13 protein-coding genes are annotated in these 12,554 nt (G+C 72.7%); 5 read left to right on the plus strand and 8 right to left on the minus strand.

The features are described 5' to 3' along the window. Positions 1 to 147: 147 nt before the first annotated feature. A complete protein-coding gene (locus AB0G56_RS17265) occupies positions 148 to 1,179 on the plus strand; it encodes an alpha/beta hydrolase (RefSeq protein WP_360969906.1) in 1,032 nt (343 codons plus the stop codon). A gap of 92 nt (positions 1,180 to 1,271) precedes the next feature. On the opposite strand, the gene AB0G56_RS17270 is transcribed toward AB0G56_RS17265, so the two are convergent. After that, the gene (locus AB0G56_RS17270; RefSeq protein WP_360969908.1) at positions 1,272 to 1,688 is read right to left on the minus strand and encodes a YcxB family protein; all 417 of its coding nucleotides are present in this window, start codon (positions 1,686 to 1,688) and stop codon (positions 1,272 to 1,274) included. Positions 1,689 to 1,851: 163 nt separating this feature from the next. Beyond that, positions 1,852 to 2,769, minus strand: coding sequence for a cyclase family protein (locus AB0G56_RS17275; RefSeq protein ID WP_360969909.1), 918 nt, complete (start codon positions 2,767 to 2,769; stop codon positions 1,852 to 1,854). Positions 2,770 to 2,914: 145 nt separating this feature from the next. Between AB0G56_RS17275 and AB0G56_RS17280 the strand changes: the two genes are divergently transcribed. Beyond that, positions 2,915 to 3,550, plus strand: coding sequence for a TetR/AcrR family transcriptional regulator (locus AB0G56_RS17280; protein WP_360969911.1), 636 nt, complete (start codon positions 2,915 to 2,917; stop codon positions 3,548 to 3,550). 207 nt (positions 3,551 to 3,757) lie between these two features. Here the strand turns inward: AB0G56_RS17280 and AB0G56_RS17285 are convergent, their stop codons facing one another. The 3 genes from AB0G56_RS17285 to AB0G56_RS17295 are packed head-to-tail and all read right to left on the minus strand — an operon-like array spanning position 3,758 to position 5,401. Then, positions 3,758 to 4,210: a pyridoxamine 5'-phosphate oxidase family protein gene (locus AB0G56_RS17285; RefSeq protein WP_360969913.1), complete on the minus strand. Its 453-nt coding sequence runs from the start codon at positions 4,208 to 4,210 to the stop codon at positions 3,758 to 3,760. A 12-nt stretch (positions 4,211 to 4,222) separates the two neighbouring features. Next, the gene (locus tag AB0G56_RS17290; RefSeq protein WP_360969915.1) at positions 4,223 to 4,348 is read right to left on the minus strand and encodes a hypothetical protein; all 126 of its coding nucleotides are present in this window, start codon (positions 4,346 to 4,348) and stop codon (positions 4,223 to 4,225) included. A gap of 30 nt (positions 4,349 to 4,378) precedes the next feature. Next, positions 4,379 to 5,401 (minus strand): AsnC family transcriptional regulator, encoded by a 1,023-nt coding sequence (locus AB0G56_RS17295; protein ID WP_360969917.1) that lies wholly within the window; start codon positions 5,399 to 5,401, stop codon positions 4,379 to 4,381. Positions 5,402 to 5,550: 149 nt separating this feature from the next. On the opposite strand from AB0G56_RS17295, the gene AB0G56_RS17300 reads away from it, so the two are divergent. After that, complete coding sequence (locus tag AB0G56_RS17300) at positions 5,551 to 6,927, plus strand: MFS transporter (protein WP_360969919.1); 1,377 nt, start codon at positions 5,551 to 5,553, stop codon at positions 6,925 to 6,927. After that, positions 6,924 to 8,168, plus strand: a complete 1,245-nt coding sequence (locus tag AB0G56_RS17305) for an amidohydrolase (protein ID WP_360969921.1) — start codon at positions 6,924 to 6,926, stop codon at positions 8,166 to 8,168. Before AB0G56_RS17300 ends, AB0G56_RS17305 begins: the two co-directional genes overlap by 4 nt. A gap of 151 nt (positions 8,169 to 8,319) precedes the next feature. Here AB0G56_RS17305 and AB0G56_RS17310 read toward each other — a convergent pair whose 3' ends face one another. After that, a complete protein-coding gene (locus tag AB0G56_RS17310; protein WP_360969923.1) occupies positions 8,320 to 9,165 on the minus strand; it encodes an NAD(P)H-binding protein in 846 nt (281 codons plus the stop codon). Between the two features lie 68 nt (positions 9,166 to 9,233). On the opposite strand from AB0G56_RS17310, the gene AB0G56_RS17315 reads away from it, so the two are divergent. Next, on the plus strand, positions 9,234 to 9,983 hold the full coding sequence (locus AB0G56_RS17315; RefSeq protein WP_360969925.1) for a helix-turn-helix domain-containing protein: 750 nt from the start codon (positions 9,234 to 9,236) through the stop codon (positions 9,981 to 9,983). 138 nt (positions 9,984 to 10,121) lie between these two features. On the opposite strand, the gene AB0G56_RS17320 is transcribed toward AB0G56_RS17315, so the two are convergent. Beyond that, positions 10,122 to 11,078, minus strand: a complete 957-nt coding sequence (locus AB0G56_RS17320; RefSeq protein WP_360969927.1) for a PfkB family carbohydrate kinase — start codon at positions 11,076 to 11,078, stop codon at positions 10,122 to 10,124. Then, on the minus strand, positions 11,075 to 12,550 hold the full coding sequence (locus AB0G56_RS17325; RefSeq protein ID WP_360969928.1) for a cytosine permease: 1,476 nt from the start codon (positions 12,548 to 12,550) through the stop codon (positions 11,075 to 11,077). Before AB0G56_RS17325 ends, AB0G56_RS17320 begins: the two co-directional genes overlap by 4 nt. Positions 12,551 to 12,554: the final 4 nt, after the last annotated feature.

Here is a 12,554-nt window from a genome sequence, read left to right on the forward strand (position 1 = left end):
GAGCCACTCGCGAACAGCCGCTGTGCCTCGGACCTGCTCGGCCCGACGTTCTCCACCGGCCGGCAAGCGAGCCGCGCACACATCCTCCGCGAACCCGTCCCGACGGCACGACCGGCCGTCGACCCACCTCCTCCAGGACAGGAACCCATGATCACCGCACCACGGCCGTCGCCGCGCCCCTCCCTCCGATCCGCGCACACGGTGACGGTCGTCCTGCTCACCCTCCTCCTCACGATCGCCACCGCCGCCTGCTCCGCACCGGCGGCGGACGACGACGTTCCCGCCTACGCCGCCGTCACCCAGGGCGATCCCCGGTTCGAGCACACCTTCCGGCACGGGTTCGCCGACGTCGACGGCGTCCGCATGCATTACGTCACCGGCGGCAGCGGCACGCCGGTCGTACTGATCCACGGCTGGCCGCAGACCTGGTACGGCTGGTGGCCCGTCATGCCGGAACTCGCCGAGCACCACACCGTCTACGCCGTCGACCTCCCCGGCCTGGGAGACAGCACCGGCTCACCGACCGGGTACGACAAAGCCACGCTGGCGCGGTACGTGCACACGCTGATCGCCGACCGGCTCGGGGTGCGTGACGCGCGTGTCGTCGGGCACGATTTCGGCGCCGCGGTGGCATTCCAGTACGCAAGCCGGTTCCCCGACGACACCGCACGCCTCGGCTACCTCGACCTGCCGCTGCCCGGGCCCGTGATCGATGCGCGCACCTACCGCTCACTGAGCTGGCACATCGCCTTCCACTCCCAGCGACGGATCCCCGAGACGGTCGTGGGCGACCACGTCCGCGAGTACCTGGCGCTGTTCTATCCCCAGGTCTCGTTCGGGGGCACGGCGTTCGGTGGCACCTCCGACCGGTCCCCGTTCACCACCACCGAGATCGACGAGTACGCACGGACCTACAGCCGGCCCAAGGCCCTGTCGGGCGGCTTCGAGCTCTACCGCGCCCTCGGCAAGGACGTCCGCGACACCGTGGCGGCAGCACCGGTACGCGTCCCCGCTCTGCTCATGACCGCCCAAGGGCAACTCGACGCGATCCGGGGCACGGTGGCCCCGCGCATGACCGACATCGTGCGGGCGGTGGACGTGCCGAAGGCCGGGCACTGGCTCGTCGAGGAGAACCCGCGGTTCGTCACCGCCGAGCTGTTGCGTTTCCTCGCCGGATGACCCTGGCGCAAAGGCGGTCCGGGATCCAGTTCCGCAGCCTCTCCGCGTGGATCACGACACGCCGGTGCGGGTCTCTTCCACGGACACGTACGTCAGACACGGGTGGTGTGCCGGGCCGGGAGGGCCCGCAGGCGGTCGATGTCCTCGGCCGTGCTCAGCGCGTGCTTGGGCAGGACCTCCAGGCACACGATGTCGGGGTCCCGGCTCAGCAGGACGAGGCGGCCGCGTGTCTCCCGGTAGCCCCGGAGGACCGACCACTTCTGGATGAGCGTGCTGTAGTCGCTCCTGGCGGTGATCCCGGCCGGGGACACCGTGGTGCGGTACTCGCCCTGCCGGCCGACGAGCCGCTGCACCTGGGCGGCCTGCAGCCGGGGACAACCGCCCACCACCAGGACGACGAACCGGAACAGAGCCGTGGAGACCACGTCGGCGCTGCCCCGGTTCAAGGTACCCACGAGCCACTGGCCCACCCACAGCGCGAGGAACACGCCCCGCAGCAGGAGCCCCAACGCTTGATCCGCGCCCGGACCCGCAGACCGATCAGGATGTCGGCGGGCTGCGGGCGCCTCCGCCCCTCCCCAGTGGCCGGTCGGTGGCGCCGCTGGGCAGGCGGCCGGCCACGCGGGCTGGTGGAAAGGTGAGCGGTGCCCGGTCCACGCGGGCGCCCCCGCGTCAGCGGACGGCGACCGGGCTGACGGGAGAACCGACCCCGCCGGTGATGCGCAGCGCAGCGGCCGTGAGGAAGAAGTCCCAGTGCCCGTCGGCGCGGCAGGCTTCGGCGAGGTCGTCGAGCTGCCACATCTCACCGAGCATCATGCCCATGTCCCTGATGAGCACGGCGTGCAGCGGGATGAGGCCGTCGCTCGCCGGCTGGACCTCCACGCCCCAGTTGTCGCAGGCCACCATCGCCAGTTCCCGGTCGTGGATCCACCGGGCGCAGGCGGGGTCGAGTCCGGGTTCCTCCTTCAGCCAGTCCTGCCAGCCTTCGGTGAGGCCCTTGCGCAGCCAGCCGGTGCGGACGAGGAGGGCGTCGCCGGTCCTGAGCCGGACGCCCGCGCTCTCCTCGGCGCGTTCCAGGTCGGCCACGGTGACCGAGCGGCCCGCGGGCAGCCATTCCCCACCCTCCAGCGCGGCCACGTCGAGGAGGACGCCCCGGCCGGTGAAGCCCGGGAGGCTCGCGTCGATGGCGTTGCGGGTGGCCCCGCGCGCCGGCGTGACGGCGTCGGCCGGCACACCGTTGTAGAAGGCCCCGTCGTAGCCGACGTGGGTGAGGCCGTCGAGCTGGGTGCCGGACTGCAGGGGCATGGTGATGAAGTCGTCGCTGACGACGAGTCCTTCGGGCGCGCTGAAGTCGTGCGGGGTCACGGTCATGGTGTGGAGCGGGTTGATCCGCCGCATCCAGCCGGTCTGCGGCCCCTCGGCGCCCACCGGGATGCTCAGCTCGTACCGCAGGCCGGTGCGTACGGAGGTGAGCGCCTCCTTCACCGTCTTCGGGGTGACGAAGTTCAGCGTGCCCCTCTCGTCGTCGTCGCCCCAGCGGCCCCAGTTCGACAGTTCCCGCCCGGTCTTCTTGAACGCGTACTCGGTCATGGAAAGCCTCCGCCCTCTTCGCTGCACTGATTGCACTCAGGCGAGCGCACGACAGGTGCACTCATTGCACTCACTGAGGACGATAACCTTGGAGTGCAGTCAGTGCAACGAAATGGCGGGCGACGTGGACAAGGCGGGCGGACCGATGAGTGAACGACAGCAGCGGGAACCGAGCCGGCGAGAGGACCGCAAGCGGGACACCACGGCCCGCCTGCGCGACTCGGCGACCAGACTCGCCGGGCTGCACGGCGCGGACAACGTCACCATCGACGACATCTGCGCCGACGCCGGTGTGTCGCGGCGCACGTTCTTCAACCACTTCGCCACCAAGGACGAGGCCTTCCTCGCCTGGGACGCCTCGGACGACTCCCACCTCGCCGGCCTCATCGCGGCCAGGCCCCCCGAGGAAAGCCCGGTCAGGGCGGCACTGTGGGCCATGACCACGACCGCCTTCGCTCCCCGGCCCGGCAGCCGGGCCACCGTGGTCCGCGAGGTGATGGCCCGCAACCCCGCCGTGGCCGCCCAGGCCACCCAACTCACCCGCAAGGTCATACACGCCGTCGAACTGGGCATCGCCGAACGTCTGGGCCTGCCCCCCGACTCCCACCCCGTACGCCTCGGCGCCGTCACCGCGGTGGCCGCACTCACCATCACCATGCGCAACGCGCCCCCGGACGCACCCGGACGGGAACGGCTCCTGGAGGAGACCTGCCGCGTACTGGACCACGGCTTCCTCAGCCTGCGCCCCGACGACACGTGTGCCGGACGGGACGGAGGGTGAGACAAGCGCACCCGGACCGAAAGCCCGCTACGGCGCACCCGCGGCCGAACCACGCGGGGCGCCTCCCCGGCGGACGCGAACGGCCGGCGGCCGGCGCCGGGCCCCGCCCGCCCCGCCCGCCTCGCCTTTGGCGCCGGGCTCGGTCAGGCGCCGGACGCGGCCCGGCGCGCCCAGTCACGGGGGCGCCGGACTCGGCCCGGCGCCCCCTCACTGGGCCTTGCCGGCCAACAGCCACCGACGCACACGTACTTCCAGCAACACACGCTCACTTCCGGGGCGCGTGGGAGCGGACACATCCCACTCGTACTTCTGCTCGAACGCGGTCACGATCTCGCGGGGGAACCCCTCATGGACCAAGAACGCGTCTCCTTCGGCGACGACCGGGAACCGGCCGTCCTCCAGAGCCAGGGACACACGGGGCTCCTTGCGGATGTTTCTCACCTTGACGGCGCCGAGATCCGAGCCGATCCACCACCGGGAGTTCCGGTAGACGAACCAGACGGGCGTGACGTGCGCAGAGCCGTCCGGACGCACGGTGCACAGCCAGACGTTCCTCTCCTCGGCCAGACGCAGACGGACTTCGGGCCCCGGCTCGTTGACAAGTTCGCTCACCTCGCTATCCGACCAGTACGCGTGACGAACCGCATCGGCCCAGCCCATCGGACCATCGACCTAGGTCTCGCGCCCCCATGACGCGCCGTCCATCGTGACGACGGAGCCGCCGGGCAGCCGTGTCCCGCCCAGATGGAGTACGGGCGGATCGGCGGTGGGGGAGCGGCGGCCGGTGTCGTCGAGCACGCGCTCACTGCCGGGACGCCGACCACGTGTCTACCAGGACCGGATCGGCCGGGTGGCGGTGCGGCGCCCGTCGGCGTCCAGCAGGTGGCCCATGCGCTTGACGGTACGGGCACCGATGAGCCGGTCGGTGATCTCCAGGGACGGCAGGCGGGCGGACATGACCGTCTCGTGGTGCTGGACGCCTCCGATGCCGGGCAGCCAGTAGGTGGCGAGGACGTTGGCGCTGCCGGTGACGGCGGCGACCAGCCGGCAGCCGGGCAGGGTGGCCAGGGTACGGTGCAGGCCGTTGACCTCCCGGACCGGCGCCCGGCCGCGGAAGGTCACGCTCACCGGAAGCCCCGTCAGGTCCCGGGACGTGTCGCAGCGGAAGGCGACCGTCCCCGAGCGCGTGAGCCTGCCGAGACGGCGCCGGACGGTGGCGGCGCTGGTTCCCAGGCGCTCGGCCAGCGCGGCCAGCCCGAGCCGCCCGTCACGGGCCAGGGCTTCGAGGAGTTCGCGGTCGACTTCACCGAGCGCGGCCGCGGGCGCCTCCCCGTCCGGATCCGTCCCGTCCGGGCGCCCCAGGGCCGAGAGCTGGGCGGAGTCCAGGGAACCGAGCCGCCACCGGCTGCCCTCGGTGTAGAGCGAGGTGGCGAACAGGCAGTCCACCGCCGTCACGCCGGGCAGCCGGGCCAGACGCTCGTCGACGAACCGGTGCACCCCTGCCACGTCAGGGGCCAGCACGTCCAGCAGCAGGTCGGCACCGCCCGGCGCGGTCAGTTCGACCGTCGCCGCCTCGTCCAGCTCGGCGATCCGCGCGGCCAGGGGCTCCCGCGCCGCGGGCGGGCACCTGACGAGGACGAACGCGCTGCACCGGGTCCGGGAGAACGCCGGGCCCGGGACCGCGGACAGCCATGCCAGCCCCTCCCCGGTCAGTCGCTCCCAGCGGCGGGCCAACGTCACCGCCGTCACTCCCAGCGAAGGCGCGAGATCGGTCCACGCGGCACGCGGCCGGATCTGGAGCGCGTGCACGAGGGCGAGGTCGAGTTCGGTGACGCTGCTCGATTCCTTCATCGCGGACGTCCTTCTCGCATGATTCTGGCGAAGTTGGCGATCGGTTCCAGCGGCGCTCGCACTGTAGTCACCACTTCGCGCTCCAGCCAAGGGAAGAGGGTGAGACAGTGACGTGTGCCATCATCCGTGGTCGCGGACTTCTCGCGGTCATGACGGCGATCGTGGTCTGCAGCGGAGTCGTCCAGGGGTACCTGACACCACTGCTGCCGGCGGTGGGCGACCATGTCGGCATCGGCGGGGTGGGGCAGAGCAATCTGTATCTGCTGTCGCAGCTCGCGTTCGCGGTCCTGACCCCGCTGCTGTCCCGCTGGGGCGACCTCTGGGGCCACCGGCCGCTGCTGCGGATCGCGGTCGCCATGGTGGCGGCCGGTTCGCTGCTGATCGCCCTGCGGCCCACGACGGCCACGCTCGCGCTGGGCATGGTGCTCCAGGGCGCTGTCGTGGGCTTCTTCCCGCTGCTCGCCGGAATCCTCCGCTCCCGTGCCCCGGAACACGGCCGTACGGGGATGTCGGTGCTCGTCGGCGCACTGCTGCTGTCCATCGGCACCGGCGGTCTCGTCGCCGGCTCGCTGAGTGAGGAGCACGCCCTCGCGGGCCTGTGGACCGCCGTCCCCTTCGGCGCCCTGGCCCTCGTGGCGGCGTTCGTGCTGCCCGCCGGCTCCGCGCCGCGCGCGGGCCGCTTCAACGCCCCGGCCGCCATCCTGCTGACCCTCGGTCTCGGCGCCCTGGTCCTGGTGCTCACCGAGGGCGACTCCTGGGGATGGGCCTCGGCGTCGTCCCTGCTCACCGCCGTGGTCGCGGTGCTCCTCCTCGCCCTGTGGGTGAGAGTGGAACACCGGTCGGACCATCCGCTGGTGGACCTCGGACTGCTGCGCAGTCCGCGGCTCACGATCGTCAGCGCGCACACCTTCTGCGCCGCGTTCGGCGCCATCGGCTTCCTCGGCGCCAACGCCGTCTTCCTCGGCGCCAAGCCGGACGGTGACGGCTACGGGATGGGCCTGGGGTCACAGGCGATCTCGCTGGTGTCCCTGGCGATGGTCGTCGCCGGCTTCTGCGGGTCCACGGCATCGCCCCGGCTGGCCCGGCGCGTCGGCGACCGGGCCACGATGGTCCTCACCGGCGGTCTCGGCGCCCTGGGCTTCCTGGCACTGACGCTGTTCCACGGTTCACTGCCGCAGTATCTCGTCGGGGCGCTGCTGGTGGGCGTGGCGACGGGCATGTTCGAAGCGGTCACACGGACGCTGTCGGCGGAGGTCGTCGAGGAGACGGAGACGGCCCTGTCCGTGGGCATCAACGAACTGGCGCTGTCCCTGGGAGCGGCGATCGGCGCGGCGGTCATCAGCGCACTGTTCGCCGCTCACCCCGGGGCCGACGGCGGTGTGGCCGGGGCGGGTTACCTGTGGTCGTGGGGGGTGTGCGCGGCGGTGGCGCTGGGCGGGGCGCTGCTCGGCCTGCTGTTCCGCGGTGACGGGCCGGGCCCGGCCACCCGGACCGTCGGTCTCACCACCAGCAAGGAGGCGGCATGACGCACGAACGTCCGGACGCGAGGCGGGAAGACGCGCTGGCGGCTGTCACGGCCGCCGTCCACTCCCGGCGGGAGGCCCTGATCGGCCTGAGCCACAGCCTGCACGCGGAACCCGAGACCGCGCTCCAGGAGCACCGCTCGGCCGCGAAGATCGCCACCCTCATGGCGGACGCGGACTTCCGGGTGACCCGGGGCGCGGCCGGACTGCCCACCGCCCTCGTCGCCACCTACGGCACGGGCGCCCTGGTGATCGCCGTGTGCGCCGAGTACGACGCGCTGCCGGGCATCGGGCACGCCTGCGGGCACAACGTCAACGGCGCCGCGGCCGTGGGCGCGGCGCTCGGCCTGGCGGCGGTCGCGGACGCCGTCGGGATCACTGTGAAACTCGTGGGCACCCCCGCGGAGGAGGACATCGGCGGCAAAGTACCGCTGCTGGAGGCAGGTGTGTTCGACGACGCCGCCGCCGCGCTGATGGTGCACGCGGCGCCGGAGGACTCGGTCGGGGCCTCGTCGCTCGCCGTCGGCGCCTGGGACGTCACCTACCGCGGCACCCCGGCCCACGCCGCGCTCGCCCCGTGGGAAGGAGTGAACGCGCTCGACGCCGCCGTCCTGGCGCACACGGCCGTCGGCATGCTGCGCCAGCAGTTGCCGCCGGGAACCCTGGTCCACGACGTGGTCCACGAGGCGGGTCACGCGGTCAACGTCATCCCGGAACGCGCGCGGGCACGCTACGAGGTGCGCGCCCGCACCATGGACGACCTCGTCGCCGCCCGCCGGCGCGTCCGGGCCTGCCTGGAGGCGGGCGCCCTGGCCACCGGAGCGGAACTGGAACTCGCCCCGCACGGCCACGACTTCGCCGAGCTGCGCCAGGACCCGTTCCTGACCTCCGCCTACCTACGGGCCGCCCGCGCCCTGGGCCGCGAACCGGTCCCCCGGCACGGCGAGTTGACGGCTTCCACCGACATGGGCAACGTCTCCCACGCCGTACCGTCGCTCCACCCGTGCATCGGCTACGACACCGGCGGCGCACTCCAGCACACCGAGGGCTTCACCCGGTACGGGACCAGTCCGGGCGCAGACCGTGCCGTCCTGGACGGGGCGACCGCGCTGGCCCATGCCGCGGTGGAACTCGCCACCGACCCGGGGCGGCGGACGAGCTACCTCCAGCGGGTGGCCCGGCGCCGGGCCACCCGCGCGACCGGGCCGGAACCGCACGGCCCCACGGATCAGGACACGCCGTAGGCGTCCCGCTGACGGCTGACGGCTGACGGCTGACGGCTGACGGCTGACGGCTGACGGCCGACGCCCTGGTGGGCGGGGGGCGATCGCCCGTGAGGTGCGCCGCACGGAGCTGTCGCCCCGCGTCAGCCCCTACGACACCACGAGTCCGACCTCAGCAGCCGAACGCCGCCCGGTGGTCGGCGGCCCAGGTCGCGTAGGTACGGGGCCCGCGGCCGAGCACGGCCGCCACGTCGTCGGTCAGCCGGGCGTTTCCCCCTTCGGCGACGAACCGCTGCCCGCGCAGCGCGCCCTCGGCGAACTCCGGGTCCCGGCCGGCAGCGATCATCTGCTCCTTCGCCGTCTCCAGCGGTACGTCGACGACCTCGACCGGGCGGCCGAGCACCTTGCGCAAGACCTCCACCTGGTCGGGTGTGCTCAGCAACTCGGGACCGGTCAACGTGTAGGTCCTGCCCGAATGACCGGGTGCCGTCAGCGCCGCGACCGCGACCTCGGCGACATCCCGGGGATCGATCACGCCCTGGGCGCCCTTCCCCGTCAGGTTGGCGACAGGCTGCCCGGCCCGGATGGCGGGAGCCCAGGACAGGGTGTTGGTGGCGAAGCTGCTCGGCCGAAGGACCGTCCAGGCCGTGCCCGCCGCTCGCAGGGCGCGTTCACCTGGAAGGTGCCAGGCACTGGTCCTCAGTTCGCTGTGCTCGCCGGTGCCGATGGCCGACACCTTGACCGCCTTCCCGACCCCGTGGGCCCGCACGACGTCGAGCATCGCCAGGTCGTGCCGCTCGATCCAGGGTCCCGGGGCGTCCAGCAGGAGGACCGCGTCGGCCCCGGCCACCGCGTCGACGAGAGAGTCACGGTCGTCGAAGTCGCCCCGCACCACCTCGGCCGGCAGATGCGCGCCCTCCGGGTTCCGTGTCATGGCCCGGACCCGCTCGCCCCGCCCGGCCAGGAGCCGGACCACTTCGGTACCTATGGTGCCCGTCGCACCCGTGACAAGAATCATGGCAACCAGCCTGCCGCGCCGCCGCCCGGCCGATCTAGGAAGAAACGGCAGACCGTAGAGTGGCCGACGTGGAGACGAAGATCCCGATGCCCACGCTCCGGCCCTGGATCGCAGACGTGACACTGATACGTCCCGACAGGAACCTGCCCCTGGTGCACCTGCCCGACGTCACCACCGCACTGGTGTACCGCAGGACTGGCCCGCGGGGCGGTGACCTGCACGTGGTGGGCCCACGCAGCCGCGCGTCCTACCATCCGGGCAAGGAACTGCCGATGTGCATCAGGGCTCGCCTGCGTCCCGGTGCGGCGCGGTCGGTGTTCGGTGCCCCCGTCAGCGAACTACGGGACCAGGCCGTACCGCTCACCGAACTGTGGGGGGAGCGCGCCGCCCGCCTGGAACAGCGGCTCAACGAACTGACCGGTCTCGACTCGGTTCTGCGGGGAATCGAGGACACCCTGCTCACCTGCGTGCACCGCGATGCGGACCCCCGAGACCTGCTCCTCCGCGAGGCCGTCGCGTCGCTGTCCACCCCCGGTGAACGGGTCGCCGCACTGGCCCGGCGGCTGTCGGTCAGCGAACGCCACCTGCGCGACCTGTTCACCGGCCATGTCGGCCTGACACCCAAGCGCTTCGCCCGCATCCAGCGGATCCGCACCGTGCTGGCCGGGGTGGGCTCCGCACCGTGGGCGGCGCTCGCGGTCGACACCGGTTACTACGACCAGTCCCACCTGACGGCTGATTTCCGCACGCTCATGGGACTCTCGCCCACTGCCTTCCACGCAGGCCGCCTTCCCACCCCGACGCCCTGCCCCACGTGACGTGACCGCGTACCGAACGAGCGCTGGTCGCGTCGGTTCCCGTCGGGGCCCCACGCCCCGGACGCTTCCGCCGGCGGGTCTCCGGCGTGTCTCCGCGCGGCTCCGGCGCGTCCCCGCGCATCTCCGGCGCGCAGGACCCTAGCCGAAGAGCTGTCGTCCGAGGGGGTCGTCTCCGAGGAAGCGGGCCAGTTCCGTGCGGTCCGGTGCGGTTGCCGGGCCGCTTCGGGTCACCGCGTAGGCGGCGGCCGCGTTGGCCCCGCGCGCGGCGGTCAGCGGGTCGTGCCCCTGCCCGAGCAGGGCGAGGAACGAGCCGACATGCGCGTCTCCGGCGCCGTTGCTGTCCACCGCCTGGACGGGGAACCCCGGCACGTGCGTCGGTGCTTGGCCGGGGGCCGCCAGCCAGCAGCCGTCCTTGTCGGCCCGGACGAGCACCCCCGCGCCCGGCGCCAGCCGGTCCCGCAGCGCGGTGGCGGCGGCCCGCGGGTCCTCGTGCCCGGACAGCAGCCGGGCCTCGCGGGCGTTGGCGCTGAGCCAGTCCGTGCGGGCCAGGACGGCAGACAGGACGGCCTCGGGGATGTCGGCCACCAGCGGCGCCGGGTCCAGACAGACGGTGACGTCCGCCGGCAGCCCGGCCGTGAACGCGGACAGCAGCGGGCCGTTTCCCGGCAGGACCAGCCCGTAGCCGGAGAGCTGGAGCAGGTCGCCGGGGCGCAGGCGCGCGGCTACGGCGTCGACGTCCGACTGCGTCAGGGTGGCCTCGACGCCGAAGCTGGTGACGAAGGTCCGTTCGCCGCCGCTGTCGATCAGGGCCACGGTGAAGCCGGTGTCACCGTCCGTACGGGCGGGCAGCAGCGGCACGATGTGTTCGGCCGCGAGCGCCTCCCGGACCAGGTCGCCGTGCGGGCCCGTGCCGTGCAGCCCGGCGAGGACGGCCTCCGTGCCGAGGCGCCGGGCCGCGACGAGGGTGTTGAAGCCGCCGCCCGCGGTCGTCTCGGTGCGGGTGCCGATGACGTCGCCGCCGCGTTCGGGCAGCGCGGGCACCTCGATGACCAGGTCGGCGATGACATTGCCGGCGAGGACGAGTCGGCGGGTCATCGCCGGGCCTCCTGAAGGGCGGGGGAGTCGGTCACGCCGTCGCGGTCCGCGGCGCCGGGACGGCGGCCGAACAGCGCGTACACCGCGGCGCCGACGGCCATCGAGATGGCCCAGCCGAGCCCGTTCACCCCGAGCCAGGTGTCCGCGAGCGGGCCGGCGAACCACACGTCGGTGTCGCTGGTCGACGCCTTGGTGAAGAGCAGGCCGGCGACGATGGCGGCGGCCCAGCCCGCGACGGCGGGGAGCCGGAAGCCGCCCGAGTACCAGTACCGGCTGGTGCGGGTGGTGTCCATCAGTGCCTCGGGATCGTAGGCGCGGCCCCACAGCGAGTCCACCGCGATGACTCCGATCCAGGCCGAGATGGGCACGGCCAGCAGGGTCAGGAAGGTGGAGAACGGCCCGTAGAAGTCGTCGGCGATCAGCATGAAGTAGATGCCGCCCGCGAACATCAGCACCACGTCGAGGGTGACGGCGGCGGCCCGCGGCACCCGCAGCCCGAGGGTGATCATCGTCAGGCCGGCCGAGTAGGTGGAGAGGTGGTTCGACATCAGCAGTCCGCCGAAGGCCGCGACGAGGTAGGGGATCGCCATCCAGGAGGGCAGCATCGCGTTGATCGCCGCGACCGGGTCGGAGGCGGTGGCCAGGGACTTGTCGCCCGCCGACAGCAGCGAGCCGAGCGAGATCAGCAGGACCAGCGGGATGCCCGCGCCGAACGCCGAGGCGGTGATCAGCCTGCGGCCCGGGATCGCGCGGGGCAGGTAGCGGGCGTAGTCCGCACCGGCGTTGGCCCAGCCGATGCCGGTGCCCGAGGCGATGAACCCGACGCCCGCGACCACTCCGCTGACCGGGCCCGCGGGGGTGTCGAGGACCTTGGTCCAGTCGACGGTGGCGACCAGGAAGCCCATCACGACCAGGTTCAGCAGGCCGAAGACGACCGTGGCCCACTTGTTGATCCACATGATGGTGGCGTGCCCGAGGCCGCTGATCAGCAGCGTGCAGCCGATGAAGACCAGCAGGCAGACGACGGTGAGCGCGGTGTTCCGGCCGACGCCGAACGCGGTGTCCAGCAACGCCAGCAGCGCGTACGCCGCCGTGGTGGTGGAGATCGTCTCCCAGCCGACCCGGCTGAGCCAGCTGATCAGGGTCGGCCCCGCGTTGCCGCGCTGGCCGAAGACCGAACGGGAGAGGGTCAGGGCGGGCGCGCCGCCCTTCTTGCCCGCCAGACTCAGGGCGCCCACCAGCGCGAAGGAACCGAAGGCCCCGACGACGGCGACGAGCACCGACTGCCAGATGTTCAGGCCGCGGAAGGCGACGAGCGTGGCGCCCAGGGGCAGGCCCAGGATGCTGATGTTGGCGGCGAACCAGGTCCAGAACATCTGGCCGGCCCGGCCGTGCCGTTCGCTTTCGGGAACCGGCTCGATTCCTCGGGTCTCAACGGCGCCGACGCGATCGTTCGTCTTCGAAGCGGTCATGACG

Origin of the sequence: Streptomyces sp. NPDC021356 (genome assembly GCF_040641015.1) — a bacterium.
Classification (GTDB): Bacteria; Actinomycetota; Actinomycetes; order Streptomycetales; family Streptomycetaceae; genus Streptomyces.